Origin of the sequence: Stenotrophomonas maltophilia group sp. Smal12, from assembly GCF_037079935.1 — a bacterium.
GTDB classification, from domain to species: Bacteria; Pseudomonadota; Gammaproteobacteria; order Xanthomonadales; family Xanthomonadaceae; genus Stenotrophomonas; species Stenotrophomonas sepilia.
The window spans coordinates 1-13,977 of record NZ_JBAWUK010000007.1; the positions used below are offsets into that span (position 1 = coordinate 1).

The 13,977-nt window shown below is 63.1% G+C and carries 15 protein-coding genes; all 15 read right to left on the reverse strand.

The window, feature by feature from the left end; translation table 11 throughout:
- Window positions 1–192 precede the first annotated feature (192 nt).
- The 15 genes from WDC87_RS04520 to WDC87_RS04590 all read right to left on the reverse strand — a co-directional run bounded on the left by WDC87_RS04520 (window position 193) and on the right by WDC87_RS04590 (window position 13,974).
- Window positions 193–819: a superoxide dismutase family protein gene (locus WDC87_RS04520; protein WP_252744275.1), complete on the reverse strand. Its 627-nt coding sequence runs from the start codon at window positions 817–819 to the stop codon at window positions 193–195.
- A gap of 32 nt (window positions 820–851) precedes the next feature.
- A complete protein-coding gene (locus tag WDC87_RS04525; protein ID WP_252744276.1) occupies window positions 852–1,421 on the reverse strand; it encodes a superoxide dismutase family protein in 570 nt (189 codons plus the stop codon).
- Between the two features lie 93 nt (window positions 1,422–1,514).
- A complete protein-coding gene (gene ntrC, locus WDC87_RS04530) occupies window positions 1,515–2,963 on the reverse strand; it encodes a nitrogen regulation protein NR(I) (RefSeq protein ID WP_252744277.1) in 1,449 nt (482 codons plus the stop codon).
- On the reverse strand, window positions 2,956–4,017 hold the full coding sequence (locus WDC87_RS04535; protein WP_252744278.1) for an ATP-binding protein: 1,062 nt from the start codon (window positions 4,015–4,017) through the stop codon (window positions 2,956–2,958). The genes ntrC and WDC87_RS04535 overlap by 8 nt, the downstream gene beginning before the upstream one ends.
- Before the next feature lie 116 nt (window positions 4,018–4,133).
- On the reverse strand, window positions 4,134–6,179 hold the full coding sequence (locus WDC87_RS04540; RefSeq protein WP_252744279.1) for a TonB-dependent receptor: 2,046 nt from the start codon (window positions 6,177–6,179) through the stop codon (window positions 4,134–4,136).
- 139 nt (window positions 6,180–6,318) lie between these two features.
- Window positions 6,319–6,633, reverse strand: coding sequence for a hypothetical protein (locus tag WDC87_RS04545; RefSeq protein ID WP_072167371.1), 315 nt, complete (start codon window positions 6,631–6,633; stop codon window positions 6,319–6,321).
- A 107-nt stretch (window positions 6,634–6,740) separates the two neighbouring features.
- Window positions 6,741–7,907 (reverse strand): MltA domain-containing protein, encoded by a 1,167-nt coding sequence (locus WDC87_RS04550; RefSeq protein ID WP_072167432.1) that lies wholly within the window; start codon window positions 7,905–7,907, stop codon window positions 6,741–6,743.
- A 67-nt stretch (window positions 7,908–7,974) separates the two neighbouring features.
- Window positions 7,975–8,721 (reverse strand): N-acetylmuramoyl-L-alanine amidase, encoded by a 747-nt coding sequence (locus WDC87_RS04555; RefSeq protein WP_072167433.1) that lies wholly within the window; start codon window positions 8,719–8,721, stop codon window positions 7,975–7,977.
- Between the two features lie 141 nt (window positions 8,722–8,862).
- A complete protein-coding gene (locus WDC87_RS04560) occupies window positions 8,863–9,249 on the reverse strand; it encodes a hypothetical protein (protein ID WP_072167372.1) in 387 nt (128 codons plus the stop codon).
- Between the two features lie 94 nt (window positions 9,250–9,343).
- Window positions 9,344–9,865, reverse strand: coding sequence for a hypothetical protein (locus tag WDC87_RS04565; protein ID WP_141653565.1), 522 nt, complete (start codon window positions 9,863–9,865; stop codon window positions 9,344–9,346).
- Window positions 9,866–10,038: 173 nt separating this feature from the next.
- On the reverse strand, window positions 10,039–10,314 hold the full coding sequence (locus WDC87_RS04570) for a DUF596 domain-containing protein (RefSeq protein ID WP_172412110.1): 276 nt from the start codon (window positions 10,312–10,314) through the stop codon (window positions 10,039–10,041).
- Window positions 10,315–10,689: 375 nt separating this feature from the next.
- Window positions 10,690–11,235 (reverse strand): hypothetical protein, encoded by a 546-nt coding sequence (locus tag WDC87_RS04575; RefSeq protein ID WP_141653566.1) that lies wholly within the window; start codon window positions 11,233–11,235, stop codon window positions 10,690–10,692.
- Window positions 11,225–12,268, reverse strand: coding sequence for a VENN motif pre-toxin domain-containing protein (locus WDC87_RS04580; RefSeq protein WP_227836874.1), 1,044 nt, complete (start codon window positions 12,266–12,268; stop codon window positions 11,225–11,227). The genes WDC87_RS04575 and WDC87_RS04580 overlap by 11 nt, the downstream gene beginning before the upstream one ends.
- Before the next feature lie 1,016 nt (window positions 12,269–13,284).
- Entirely contained in the window at window positions 13,285–13,518 is a 234-nt protein-coding gene (locus WDC87_RS04585; RefSeq protein ID WP_252744281.1) for a hypothetical protein, read from the reverse strand.
- A gap of 249 nt (window positions 13,519–13,767) precedes the next feature.
- Window positions 13,768–13,974 carry a hypothetical protein gene (locus WDC87_RS04590; protein ID WP_227836873.1) on the reverse strand — a complete coding sequence of 69 codons (207 nt, stop codon included), beginning with the start codon at window positions 13,972–13,974 and terminating at the stop codon, window positions 13,768–13,770.
- Window positions 13,975–13,977: the final 3 nt, after the last annotated feature.

A 13,977-nucleotide genomic window follows, 5' to 3' on the forward strand; every position in this document is an offset into this window, starting at 1 on the left:
GTGTGTGGGTGTGTTGTTGTGGGTGGGCGGGGGGCGCGGGCCGGCCCGACTGGATGGGGGGGGGTGTGTTGGGTTTTTTTGTGGGGGCGGGGGCGGCGCGGCCCCCCCCCCCCCGGGTTTGTGTGTGGGCCGGCAGGGGCCCGCCACTACCCATCAGGAAAAACGCCGGCTTGTGCCGGCGTTCTTTGTTTCTTACGGGGCCTTCTGGATCACCGCACAGGCCAGGCGCGCGCCGGCGTTGCCGGTCGGCTGGGTCTTGTAGTCGTCCGCGTCGGCGTGGACGATCAGGCCGCGGCCGATGATGTCGAAGTCATCACCCTTGCCGATGTTGACGTTGCTCGACACCGGGCCGTCGATGGTGGCCACGCCCTTGTCGTCGGCCTTGATGTTGGGCATGTCGCCGCCGTGGTGCGGATCGGTGGCGACGTTGCCGTGATCCTGCTTGCCCGGGTTGAAGTGGCCGCCGGCGCTCATGCCGTCCGGCGCGCTGCAGTCGCCCTTCTCGTGGATGTGGAAGCCATGTTCGCTGCCCGGCTTCAGGCCGGTGATCTGGCCGGTCACGTGGACCTTGCCATCAACCACCTTGAAGGTGACGCTGCCCTTGGTCTTGTTGCCCTGGGTCGGTGCCAGTTCGGCCGTTGCCGAAGCATCGCCCGTCGGTGCAGCCGCCGGTGCCGGCGCTGCAGCCGGTTCGGTGGTGGCGCCGTCAGCCGGCGCGGCCGGCGGGGTTTCAGTCTGCGGCGCGGCGGGCTGCTGGTTGCAGGCCGCCAGGCCCAGCGCGGCGATGGCCGCAAACAGCGAAGTGTGGATCAGACGCATTGGAATCTCTCCCTCGATGATGCCTGCAGTGATCAGCGGACGACCCGGATCACGCCACAGGCGATGCGGACGCCGGCATTGCCGGCGGGCTGGCTGCGATAGTCGTCGGCGTTGGCATGCACGACCAGTGCGCGTCCGGCGATATCGGTGGCGGCGCCTCCGCCAAGGGTAACCCCCTTGAGGTGGATATCGACGTTGGCGCGGCCCTGGGCATCGGCACGCAGATTCTCCATGTCGCCCAGGTGGTGCTTACCGGTGCCGGCGCGGCCATGCGCAGCGCCACCGGGATTGAAGTGATTGCCGGCACTGCTGGCATCCACCGCACTGCAGTCGCCGCGCTCATGGATGTGGAAGCCGGCCTGCTGCATCGGCTGCAGGCCACCGACCAGGCCGGTGATGTGGATGCCACCGGGCTCCACCATCAGCGCGATGCGGCCACTGACGATGCTGGCCGAGGCCGGCGCGAGATTGGCCTCGCCCTGCTTCGCAGCACTGACCACGGTCGGCGGTGGCGGCGTGGGTTCGGCCTTCTTCGGCGCACTGCCACAGGCAGACAGCAGCACGGCGGCGGACAACGGCAGGATGGCAAAGGACAGACGCATCGAAGACTCCTTGCAGGTGACACTACGGACGGCATCGTCCATGAACGATCAACGGTTCGGCAAGCCGGTGCGAGGATCGCGTGCAGGGACCGTTCAATGGCCCCCGCGACGGCGCCCGGCGCCCAGCTTGCGGGTAAGGGTATTGCGGCCGAGGCCGAGACGGGCAGCGGCTTCGGCGCGGCGGCCGTGGGTGATCTGCAGCGCGGCCTCCAGCAGGGCATGGTCGACCCGCTCGCGCACCTGCGCGTGCAGCCCTTCCACGCCTTCGGCCAGCTGACGGCGCGCCCATTCGGCCAGCAGCGCTTCCCACTGCCCCGGATCGGCTGCGCTGGTACTGCTGCGGCGCCCGCGCGCGCGGTTCAGCGCGGTATCGACATCGGCCACGCCGATGGTGTCGGCGGCGGCCAGCGCGGCCATCCGCCAGCACACGTTCTCCAGCTCGCGCACATTGCCCGGCCAGTCGTGCTCGCGCAGCGCCTGCAGGGCCGCGGCGGTCAGGCGCTTCGGCGGCGTATCCAGCTTGCGTGCGGCGGCAGCCAGGAAGGTGCTGGCCAATTGCGCGATGTCCTCGCGGCGCTCGCGCAGTGGCGGCAGCTGCAGGCGCACCACGTCCAGGCGGTGCAGCAGATCTGCGCGGAACTTCCCCTGCGCGACCAGTCCCTCCAGATCCTGGTGGGTGGCGGCCACCACGCGCACGTCGACGCGGATCAGTTCGCGGCCACCGACGCGGAAGAACTCGCCCTGCGCCAGCACGCGCAGCAACCGGGTCTGCAACGGCAGCGGCATGTCGCCGATCTCATCCAGGAACAGTATGCCGCCATCGGCCTGCTCGAAGCGGCCGATATGGCGGCGCTGCGCGCCGGTGAAGGCGCCGGCCTCGTGGCCGAACAACTCGCTTTCCAGCAGCTCGGACGGGATTGCAGCGGTATTGAGCGCGACGAAGGGCCCCTGCGCGCGCGGTGATTCGCGATGCAGCGCATTGGCCACCAGCTCCTTGCCGGTGCCGGTCTCGCCGGTGATCAGCACCGCCAGCGGTGCCTGCGCCAGGCGACCAATGGCGCGGAACAGCGCGCGCATCGGCGGGGTATCGCCCACCAGTTGCGGCGGTTGGTCGCTATGCGCTTCGGCCGCAGGTGTGGCCGCCGCCAATGCCGGTGCGACGGCCGGCAGCACCCGTTGCGCCAGTGCCACCGCATCGTCCAGATCGAACGGCTTGGACAGGAATTCATGCGCACCACCGCGGAACGCGCCGGCCGTGCTGGCTACATCGGTATAGGCCGACATCACCACCACCGGCAGCTGCGGCAGCGCGGCCTTGAGCTTGTCCAGCAGCACAAGGCCATCGTCGCCGGGCATGCGCACATCGGTGAACAGCAGCGCCGGTGGCGGGCCTTCGCTCAACGCCTGCAGGGCGGGTGCGGCGCTGTCGAAATCGAGGACCTGGTAGCCCGCCTCGCGTAGCGCGGTGCACAGCACGAAGCGCACGGCCCGATCGTCATCGACCACCCAGATGCGCTGCGGGGACGAAGAAGACTCAGACATCGCGCGGGGCCTCCTCGGCCGGGGCGGCGCCGTTGCCGATCGGCAACAGCAGGGTGAACACGGTATGGCCCGGGCGCGAGCGGTAGGTCAGCGTGCCGCGATGCTCGCGCGCCACCTGCTGGGCCAGCGCCAGGCCCAGGCCAGTGCCTTCGGCGCGGCCACTGACCAAGGGCAGGAACAGGTGTTCAGCCAGTTCCTCGGGAACGCCACGGCCGTCGTCGGCGATTTCCAGGCGCAACGCCAGCGTGTGCAGCTGCTCGGCAATGCGCACGCCATGCTCCACGCGGGTACGCAGGGTGATGTTGCCGGCGCCGGCCTGGATCGCGTTGCGCACCAGGTTCCAGACCGCCTGGGTGAGGCGGTCGGCGTCACCATGGAATTCGGGGATGCTGGGGTCGTAGTCACGCTGCAGGCGCACCGCCCAGCCGGCCTCGTTCTCGGCCAGGCGCAGCACGCGTTCCAGCGCGGCATGGATGTTCAGTTCGGCATGCGGCGCGGCCGGGGCCGGCGACAGCAGCTGGTCGAGCAGGCCGTTGAGGCGCTCGATCTCCGAGCCGATCAGTTCGATCAGCTCACGTTCGCTGGCATCGCGCTGGGCCGCGCGGCGGGCCAGCAGCTGGGCCGCACCCTTCAACCCGGCCAGCGGGTTGCGCAGCTCGTGGGCCAAGCCCTTCAGCGCCGCGCTGAGCGCGCTGGGCAGGGCCTGGGTCGGGTCCAGCCCGGGGAATTCGTCGACAGGATGCGCCTCCAGCAACCAGCCGCCATCGTCGCGGCGGCTCATCCAACCCTCGGCGAAGCGCGGCGCCTCGCCGGGCACCGCCAGCGCCAGCCGGTTCAGGCGCAGGCTGTCGCGCTCGTCGCGGGCCAGGAAATGGGCCAACGCCTCGCCCTGCACTTCCAAGGCGGCCAATGGCCGACCCAGCAGGCGCCGGACGCTGACGCCCAGCCAGCGGGCGAAGGCCGGATTGCAGCCGGCAATGCAGCCATCGGCCCCGGCCCAGGCCAGCGGCGTGCCCAGGGCATCGAGGGTCGGCGGCGGTGCGGGGTCGGACATTGCACCAATGTAGTGCAAAACGCGGGGTTCGGGGTCGGATCCCTTTCCGCCTGGAAAGGGCTCTGACCCCCTGCTGCAGGTCGAGCAAGCTCGACCACTACCAGATGCGTGGCCGGTTACAGCTTCATGTTGAGGCCGACGAACACGCTGCGACCCGGGGCCGGCGAGAACATCGGGCGGGCGCTGTCCCAGAAGAAGCTGTCGTACCAGGCGTAGGCGTACTCGCGGCCGGTAACGTTCTTCAGCTGCAGGTCCACGCTGAAACGCGGGGTGAGCTGGTAGGCCGCGCTGAGGTCGAGCACGGCGAAGCCTCCGAACTTGCCGGCCACGTTGCGCTCTTCCAGGTAGTAATCGCCCTGTGCACGCGCCTGCAGGCCCAGCCGCAGCGCATCCGTGGCGCGGTAGTCCACGCCCAGGTTGCTGATGTGGCGCGGGGTGGCGGCCACTTCCCGGCCCTGCAGGGAAATGCTGGCATCGCGGTCGTCGCGGGTGATCTTCGCTTCCTGGTAGGCGTGCGACGCCCATACCGTCCAGTCGTCGCCCAGCTGCAGGCTCAACTGCGCATCCACGCCGCGCCGGCGGGTCTTGCCCAGGGTGACCGTGGTGCCGGTGGCCGGCATGTTGGACACCTCGTTTTCCGCGTCCTGCTGCCACACCGCCAGGCGTGCCTGGCTGCCGGCAAGCGGCTGGAATTTCAGGCCCAGCTCCATGCCGGTGTTGGTGGACGGCTGCATCGGTGCCTGCCCTGGGGTGAGGTAGGCCGGTGCGGTGGAGCCGGTCAGTACCTGGAAGGTGCGACCCCAGTTCGCGTAGACATGGGTGGTCTGGCCCAGGCTGTGGATGACGCTCAGCTTGGGCTGGCCGATGCTGCCGTAGTCCTGCAGGCGGCCGCTGACGCCGTTCATCAGGTGCGTGCTGCCACTGAAGCGATCGATACGATAGGCCGGCACGATCTTCCAGGCCTCGACGGGCTGGTAGACGGCCTGCACGTAGGCGCCCCAGTTGTCGAAGCTGTGGCGATCATTGTTCTGCACCCGCGCTGGGGGCTGGCTGAAATCAGTGGGTTCGGCGTAGGCGTAGCGCTCGCGGAGGTAGCCGTTGTCCTGCTGCTCGTAGTTCAGGCCACCTTCGACGGTGAGCGTGGGGCTGGCCTGCCAGGTGAGCGTGCTGAGCAGGCCATGCTGCCGCTCGTCCCATACGCGGCGCTGGCGCGGCAGGTTGCCGGTGGGCAGGTCGCTGAAGGTCACGCGGCGGTCGTCTTCGTAGCGGTTGTAGTACAGCCGGGTGCCGAAGGTGATTGCGTCGGACAGTTTCATGTCCAGGTGCGCAGCAAGCTGGCGCATGTCGCGGTCATCGCCATCGTTGCCGTTGCGCAGCTCGCTGCCACGGCGGTGCGTGCGCAGCTCGTCGGCGGTCATGAAGCCGGGTTCGTCGGCTTCGTGGTGGTACGCACGGGCGGTCAGACCCACGCGCAGGCCGTCGTCCAGCGAGCCGTAGAACCACTTGCCGCCCAGCGAATATTTCTTCGAGGTGTCGTGGTCGCGGTAGCCGTCGCTGGCCTGGGTGCCAACGAAATAGTTCTGCGCGAAGCCATTGGCTTCACGGCCAACTGCCAGCTGCGCATCACGAGTGTTGTAGCTGCCGTAGGCCAGGCGCGCATCGGTGTAGCTGCCACCCTGGCGCGTACCGAAGTTCACGTTGCCGCCGATGTTGTGCAGGCCATAGCGCGGGTCGTTGGTACCACGCACCACTTCGATGTAGCTGATGTCCAGCGGGAACAGCATGTCGATGAAGCGCTGGTTGCCGCTGTTGACGTTGCTGGGGATGCCATCGATCAGCGTCTTGATGGCATTGAGGTAGCCCTCACCGTTGAAGGCGCGGAAGCTGACCTTGCCCGATTCGGCGCCCTGCCGGGTTTCGGTGAGCTGGATGCCGGGCATCTGCCCGAGCAGTTCCCAGCTGTGCGAGACGTTGCGGTTTTCGATCTGGTCTGCACCCAGGACGTCCACCGAGGTCAGTACCTGATGCGCACTGAGCTGGCCTTCGCCGTGCTGGTGCACCTGCACCTTGCCGAGAGTGAGCGCGGCGTCGGCCGACTGTGCGAAGGCTTCAGGGGCGAACGGTGCGGCCGCGAGGGCGGCCACCAGGGTGGGAGTCTTCATGGGAAGGGGTGGCTACGATAAAATGTAATTCTATAACATTTCACATGTAGCCGTTGTAGAGTCGAGCCACGCTCGACTGCTGCTGGCAAACGGCAGTCGAGCGTGGCTCGACTCTACAAAGACGGGTGGCGAGAGGGGATTACACCGGGTAGCCGGTGGCTTCCCGTGCCTTCTTCCAGGCGGCTTCGAATTCACGCGCGGGAATTTCGTCGTCCTCGTCGAAATCCAGGAACGACACTGGCTGGTCGGCCAGCAGGAAGCGGTCGTCGCTGTGGGCATGCTCGTCGGCCCAGACCATCTTGGTCCCGTAGATTTCCACCTGCCGCACGATCTTCTCGCCACGCGCTTCCATCAGCACGTTGCCCTTGCCCAGGCCCGATTCGGCCCAGTGCTTGTAGTACTTCTTTGCGGCAGATTTCGCGCCGGATTTTGCGGTGTGCTTTGCGTAGGTCATTGCAGGAGCCCTGGCCGCAGGCGCGGCCGGAAAGTACGGAATGGAGCCATTATCAGGCATCCGGGGTCAGAGCCCTTTCCTTTGGAAGGGATCCGACCCTTGCCGGTTCAGTTGGGCAGGGGCACGCCCTTCGGCCACAGCATCCAGATGTTGCCCTTCTGCTTCATGTCGCCAGCCAGCTTGCCGGCGGCATCGCCGCTGCCCCAGTACAGGTCCGCGCGCACTTCGCCGGCGATGGCGCCGCCGGTGTCCTGCGCGGCCACCGGGCGCACCACCGGACTGCCGTCCGGGCGCGTGGTGGACAGCCACAGCAGGCTGCCCAGCGGCACCACGGTGCGGTCCACGGCAACGCTGTAGCCGGCGGTGAGCGGGACGTTCAGTGAACCGCGCGGGCCCTCCGGGCTGTCCGGGTTGCGCACGAAGAACACGTAGCTGGGATTGCTGCGCAGCAGCTCGGGCACCCTCGCAGGATTGGCCCGGGCCCAGCTGCGGATCGCGTCCATGGTGACGTCTTCCTTCTTCAGCTGGCCCTGGTCCACCAGCCAGCGGCCGATGGCGCGGTAGGGGTGTCCGTTCTGCTCTGCGTAGGCCAGCCGAATCTGCGTGCCGTCGCCCAGGCGCACGCGGCCAGACCCCTGGATCTGCAGCAGCTGCAGGTCCATCGGGTCGGTCAGCCAGGCCAGCACCGGCGCCTTGGCGCCCTTGGCCGCGATGGTGCCGGCGTCGTCATAGGGCTTGAGCACCTTGCCTTCGACGCGACCGCGCAGGCGCTTGCCCTTCAGTTCCGGGTAGAGGCTGTCCAGTTGCACCACCACCAGATCATCCGGCGTGCCGTACACCGGCACCGTCGCTTTGTCGGTGCGGGTGAGGCTGCCGGGGTAGATCGGCTCGTAGTAGCCGGTAATCAGCCCGTCGGCCTGGTGGCCACCGGCACGCAGCGCGTAGGCATCGAGGTCGCGCTGCAGGAACTGGCGGATCGCGGCCGGGTCCTTGTCTGATACTGCGACGGCAGTGGCGCAGGGTTTGGCCCAGACCGCATCGTTCTTCAGGCGGGTGCAGCTGCTGCGCCAGGCCACGAAGCCGGCCTGCAGATCAGCGTCGGAGACTGCGGGCAGGGCTTTCCAGTCGACCTTGGCGTAGGTGGCCGCCGGCGGCGTGGGCGGCGTGGGCGCTTCGGAGCCCGTGCGGGGAGCAGTGGTGGCGCAACCGGCGAGCACCGCCGCTGCCAACAGGGTCCAGTGCTTGCGCTTGAAGAAGGTAGCGGAATCGATCATGCCGCCATGGTGGAGTGCCGGCCGCCGGGCGGCAACCCAGCGCGGGGTCAAGCGTTCATGCGCCGGATCACGGCGTCTGCAGCAGCAGCGAGTGCAGGATGCGGGCGTCTTCGGCATCCAGCGTCTTCGGCAGGTCGTCGCGACCACGGAAACGGCGGTGGAAGGCCGCAACGGTGGCCTCACGGTTGTCCAGCGGATAGCCGAAGCGGGCCAGCGCATTCCACGCATCGAAGCCTTCCGGCGCAGCACCATCGGCCGCACGCGGCCAGACGCCGAATCCGGCCTCGGCCAGCTGCTGCCATGGGAAGAACCGGCTCGGATCCTGCTTGCGCGTCGGCGCCAGGTCGGCATGGCCGATCACCTGGCGCGGCGGAATGTTCAGGCGCGTGGTGAGATCGCGCAGCAGCACGATCAGCGATTCGATCTGCGCCGCACTGAACGGGCTGCGGCCATCGTTGTCGAGCTCGATGCCGATCGAAGCCGAGTTGAGATCGGTGATGGTGCCCCAGCGCCCGGCCCCAGCGTGCCAGGCGCGGCGCTCATCGGCCACCAGCTGGTAACGATGGCCATCGGCGCCGATCAGGTAGTGCGCACTGACCGGCCCACCGCTGTTGGCCGTGCGCAACGTATGCAGGCTCTGCTGCACCGATTTCTGCTCGGTGTGGTGGATGACGATGATGACCGGCGTGCGCGCGTTCTGGTTCGGTGACGGCACCCAGGTGGCGAGCGGGTTGTGCTGTACGGGCGCGGTAGCCGTGCAGGCCGAAAGGGCCAGCGCCAGCAGTGCGGAAACCAGAAGGCGGGGGCTGATCATGGGCAGATTGTAACCATGGACTGCGGCCGTGGTTCGACGCAGCGTACCGATCGACATCGCCGGTGGCTCCGCAGTCCGCGTGCTGATGGCTGTGCCTGATCATGAAGATGTAGCGAATCACATGGAAAGAGCGAAGCGGCACTACGAGGCAGCAGGACCCGGAAAGATCAGATCCTGCCCAAATCTTGCGGCATAGATGCTCTCGAACTGGAAGGAAAGCACGAACCGCGATTCACATGCCGCAGCATAGCGCTTGATGAAACGGCAAATTTCCTCCCAAGCGCATTCAAATCCGCCTGCGCGGAAATGGAACGAACCCATCAGCGCCACACGCCACTCGGCCTCCTGCCCTTCCGCGACGACAGCCTCCGGCGGTTCAACGATACGGAAACCGAATCCCGTGTTGGACGCTGGGAGATACCGCTGTAGCTTGTCCAGATCATCGGAATATGCGAACTGGATAGAATCCAAGGCTTGTAGCACGACCTCGAGGCTGGAACCGACCTCGACTTCGAGCGAAATGCTCATCGTCGAACCTTTATAGCGGCGCCATCATCAAAGATCTTGTGCTGCGGCAGAGCGGTCTCATCCGCCTATCGGGCAATCGGACGCAATGATCCTCTTATCCGCTGATCTTACCCATGAATTCCGCAATCAACGCCCGATCCGAATCATTCTTTCCAGCCCGATCCAGAACTGGACCAATATGGTAGGCAAGAAGGTCACGATAGGCACCGGCCTCTGGAATGAAAGCATCAAGACAACTCAAGAACGATCTCACCGACATAAACGAAAGAAACACCTCGTAGGGATATGAGCTCGCAAAAGGAACACCCTGCAAATAGTAGTTTGCCAGCTTCTTTTGCTCTGCCCTTGGCCAAGAGCGGCACTTCATCAGAACAAATGCATCCCGATAATTGTCCGATTTCAATGGCGCGTAACTCATCAACCACTCTGATGCGGCCGTAGCGTCCATTGCAGACATCTCAGCGCAGAGCTTTCTAATTCTTTCATCCATAGATCTGCAGCCCGACTTGATGATTGCCTCGTTGTAGATTGCTTCATTCCCCCGCTTCGGCATCAACTGCTGTTTGTGCCCCCTCCTTTGCGAGGTCGCCCAACAGCGCATGTGGGTAGCAATCATCCTTCGACAGTAGATACATACACCACCCGGCACTTAGATCACCGCGCCATCGCGATCCGGAATCCTGAAAAGTCACTCGCAAGAGTGGACTTTGGCTTCAAAACACTACCCCGCTTTTGTTCACGCCAAGCGAGTTGATTCAAGGGCTGTACCCGATGAAGTCCACGCTCAAATCAGGTCCAGGCGTCTCCCTCAGGCGTGATCCAAACCAATCCAAACGGAGCATCCGTAAGAAACCAGAATCCATCCTCATCGAGATCTTCCTGATCTCTTGTAGCAGGCCAAGCGTGACGCATAACACCCAATTGCGCATCGATTTCGCCATCGGCGAAGACACCATCCGAGGCAAGCTTCAGCTTCCCTTCCTCCATCAACATCCTAAGCATCGAGAAGAACTCTTCCGTCTGCTGCTCAAAATTCATACCGCCCCCCTCAAACTCCATATTCATATTTCTCCATAGGACTCCCATGGAGTATCCATAGGAGTAATGAAGAACATTCCTGATCGCGCCAGTCATCATTTGAACTTGATCTCCACGATTCTATTGTTGCTAATCAGAGGATGCCTGACTTCAGTAGTCCACATTGCGCCTGTCTGCTGGGCTGATGAAGAGAAGCTTCGCAGAGTAAACTTTGAACCGTCAGGCCGAGTTGCAACGTAGACACATCTGCCAGATTCCACTTCTCGTTCGGCGGCAAGCCCCTGCATCTTCTGCAGGCGACCGTCAGACTTGCGCGGCGTCGACGCTGTTGAGCAGATCGGTCAAGGGCGACTTGACCCGTGCGAAGGCGCCGAAGATAACACCGCCATCAACCATTAAAATTCAATCATTGTAGGCTGCCAGGAAAGCTCTTGCGGCCTTCTCAAGGTCGCCTCCATCCACGGCCCACGCCTGCAAATCACGAACCGAAATCAATCCCTCACCAAGATTCGATATAAACTCATGTGCTTGGATCGAATCTCTAACTGCAAGGACACCCAGCTCCTCGCAAACACTTTCAAAGCCGATCCAACGCCCCTCCAGATCCCCAAAGATGACAGGATATCCTAGGTCCATCAAATTATCTTCATAAGCATCAGCGGCCGAATCAAATGCCCGCCCGACGCAAGAATTATCAATCACCAAAACTGAATTCAAATCAGACGATCGAGAGAATTTTACAAAAATACCTGAACCAAAAGTTCTTGATGAACTTTCAATTAAATTTGACATAACGTCATCATCCAACAGAACTGGCCTCTCAAAGAACCTGAAGCGCCAGCCAGCCCCCCTAAAAACCATTTGCGGTAGATCCATTTCAAGATCAACCAGACGAGGAACGAATCCCGCCACCTTTTCTTTTATTTCAAGAAGATAATCATTTTCCATTTTCATTCCCGACGAAACCAATCTTCAGAACAGGCTGTTTCCGGTCAGAAATGGTGAGCGATGCAGATGGGACAGCATCGGAAGAGGAACTCGGATAGGTCCTGTAGATATTGTTACCTTTCTGCAAAACGACCACTGCCCCATCCTTGGAAACGGCCGTGGAATATTCATTACCATAAAGAGCTCCGATCGCATCACCAACGGAAACGTCTGTTTGCGTCTGATCCGCACTGTATCTGGACTGATCCTTTGAGAACTTGACATCGGTCAGAAGTAGATTTTCCCACAATGTCACAAGCTTGGGCTGAGGAACGCCTCGCCCCACTGCTGCCGGGTCCTTTGTCACCCCACTTCGAGAGCGTGTTGATTTCGGGCCAAGGCGACCGCAGCTCCACCACATCCCATGCAAGGGATCCAATTTGATTGGTTGCGGGAATTGTTTCCGGACTTGCCCCCCGAGCGTAGAAGCATGCTGGGCATTGCAGAGACAGGACCCAACACCGCCATTTCCAAACGATTCCTGCCTGCAAGACGCATGCCCGCTGGTATTCCGCCAGCCAAGGCACCAACCCAACAGCCCACCCGCCAGCGCACCCACCACCTGCGACAGCGCCAGCACCACCTCCTTCTGTTCCGGGCTCAGCTTGGAGGGGTCTCCGCCGGTCAACGTATTGGTCAGCACCTTCGCGGCCAACTCGCCACCGGCCGCGGACAACGCCCCGGTTCCCGCATTGCCACCATTGGCTTCCGCCAGCAGCGCACCCAAGATCGCATGCGACAGCAATTGCAGAGTCGCATTGGGATCGCTGCCGTGGTTCGGGTCCAGCTTGCTGCCGATGAAGTAAGCGGCATAGGCCGCCAGTGCATTGGACGCGACCTGACCAGCGCCCTGTCCCGCCACACCACCCACCAGCGCCGTCGTCACTGCGTTCAGTGCACGGTTGTACTCATCGAGGCGCCCCACTTCCCCGCGCCGCTGTTTGCCTGGCTGTTTGCCGCCGCCACCTTGCTGCGCACAGGCACCCGATTCCATCGCCCTCAGTCACAAGGCCGTGTTGACCTTCAACATTCGTCCAATCCGCGGCCAGATCAACATGTAGAAGGCACCCACGGCCAACCCGATGAAAAGCATGATGCCAGCGCGCCTGGGAGCCCACCCAAACCAAAAGGAAGGACTGGTCCAGACCTTTATCCAAGCGCCAGGAGAGAAGGCACCCTCGAACGCGAGCCACGCCAACAAGGCACAGATTGGTGCAGCTACAACATGACGAGCTTTGAACCGCGGAAGAAATTTATCCACAAGCATAACCCCGGGCACACCGAAGATGAGGCCCAACACGGCGGCTATGGCGCAAACCAGCGATGTGAAAATTGCAGCCTGCGAAAAGCTGCCTATCCGAGAACTCAGCGGAATGCCTATGAATAGAGCCGCTCCAAGCACGGAACTGGCAATCACAGACACAATCTTTGCCCCCAACTCACGCTCACTCACTGGCAAACCTCCACCATCTTTCCATCAGGGCCCCGGTAGCTCATGCATTTCTGCCTTGAGGGAAAAGTACTCCAAGGCCACTGCAACTTGCCAACTTCGCTACCAATATCGCGCGTATTGGGACTCCACACTTCTCTATCGGCCCACGAATTCGAGTTGCACATTGGGCGCGAGCCCGTACCCCAGCCTCTGGTTGAGACTGAGAATCCACCGAATCCATCCGGAAGCACCTGTCGGAACACAAAGCCCGGATCCAATGCATGTGCTCCAGGCACCGTGATGTTGATCAGACTGCTGGTGCTCGGATCGACGAGGCGCGTTACGTAGCCAGTAGGGTCATCCCGTCACGCTCCGGACTATTGCAAACCCTGAAGCGCTTTTGTGCGGCGATTGCCCCATAGGAAAGATCAACCCTGTAACTCAGGAGAATGTGGACACCACTCGCTGTCAGTTCCACCTTATCAACCTTGCCTTCAAGCCTGGAGAAAACCTCCTCCGGTCCGAACCCAAGCGCGTCGCTGCAAAACCGGCATCCCAGAACTGGGCAGGGTACATCGTCAGGATGTTCTTCCTCCCATCGACATCTTGACTCCAGCAGCTTTCAGATCCTCAAGTGTTGGCCCTTCTCGGCCCACACCGTCCTGATAGTCCATCGAATACGTACCGCACGTGACCTTCACTCTGTACGCACCGAACGCCTCGGCAACAGAAGCGACGCCGTTCCTCAGAACGCCCGGATAGTCCAGTGCCTTGTTGCTGCTTCCGAACCCATACAGAATGATCTCGTCCAACGCAGCCACATCCGCGTACTCGCGCCCGGGCCACCTGTACCGATGATCGACAGACCTTTCAGTCCAGTCTTGATCTCATAGCTTGCCAGCAGTTCTTCTCCACGTCGGGTACAGGGGGCAGCTCGAGACCACGGAATCCCAATGGGCACTCGATTGCCGACATCCTATCCATGACATGGAGATGCCTCTCGGCAATCGAGATGGATCTGTCAGGCCGTGCCTGGAGATGGATTGCAATGCGCTCAGTACTCACTGATTCCTGATCCTTACAGAAATCACATCGTCCATACCACTTTGTCGGATGAAGTAGTGAGCTTCGGCCGCAACCTTGATGATCGGCGTGCGCGCGTTGTGGTTGGGCGATGGCACCGAGGTGGCGAGCGGGTTGTGCTGCGCGGTGGCGGTGCAGGCCGTCAGCGCCAGCAGTGCGGTAATCAGAGGGCGGGAGCTGATCATGGG

Bases quoted from the DNA above. Each gene is read 5' to 3' on its own strand.
- WDC87_RS04525 (WP_252744276.1), bottom strand. From the start codon at position 1,421: ATGCGTCTGTCCTTTGCCATCCTGCCGTTGTCCGCCGCCGTGCTGCTG.
- WDC87_RS04560 (WP_072167372.1), bottom strand. From the start codon at position 9,249: ATGAGCATTTCGCTCGAAGTCGAGGTCGGTTCCAGCCTCGAGGTCGTG.
- WDC87_RS04565 (WP_141653565.1), bottom strand. From the start codon at position 9,865: ATGATTGCTACCCACATGCGCTGTTGGGCGACCTCGCAAAGGAGGGGG.
- ntrC (WP_252744277.1), bottom strand. From the start codon at position 2,963: ATGTCTGAGTCTTCTTCGTCCCCGCAGCGCATCTGGGTGGTCGATGAC.
- WDC87_RS04550 (WP_072167432.1), bottom strand. From the start codon at position 7,907: ATGATCGATTCCGCTACCTTCTTCAAGCGCAAGCACTGGACCCTGTTG.
- WDC87_RS04535 (WP_252744278.1), bottom strand. From the start codon at position 4,017: ATGTCCGACCCCGCACCGCCGCCGACCCTCGATGCCCTGGGCACGCCG.
- WDC87_RS04540 (WP_252744279.1), bottom strand. From the start codon at position 6,179: ATGAAGACTCCCACCCTGGTGGCCGCCCTCGCGGCCGCACCGTTCGCC.
- WDC87_RS04580 (WP_227836874.1), bottom strand. From the start codon at position 12,268: ATGGAATCGGGTGCCTGTGCGCAGCAAGGTGGCGGCGGCAAACAGCCA.
- WDC87_RS04570 (WP_172412110.1), bottom strand. From the start codon at position 10,314: ATGAATATGGAGTTTGAGGGGGGCGGTATGAATTTTGAGCAGCAGACG.
- WDC87_RS04555 (WP_072167433.1), bottom strand. From the start codon at position 8,721: ATGATCAGCCCCCGCCTTCTGGTTTCCGCACTGCTGGCGCTGGCCCTT.
- WDC87_RS04545 (WP_072167371.1), bottom strand. From the start codon at position 6,633: ATGACCTACGCAAAGCACACCGCAAAATCCGGCGCGAAATCTGCCGCA.
- WDC87_RS04520 (WP_252744275.1), bottom strand. From the start codon at position 819: ATGCGTCTGATCCACACTTCGCTGTTTGCGGCCATCGCCGCGCTGGGC.
- WDC87_RS04575 (WP_141653566.1), bottom strand. From the start codon at position 11,235: ATGGAAAATGATTATCTTCTTGAAATAAAAGAAAAGGTGGCGGGATTC.
- WDC87_RS04590 (WP_227836873.1), bottom strand. From the start codon at position 13,974: ATGATCAGCTCCCGCCCTCTGATTACCGCACTGCTGGCGCTGACGGCC.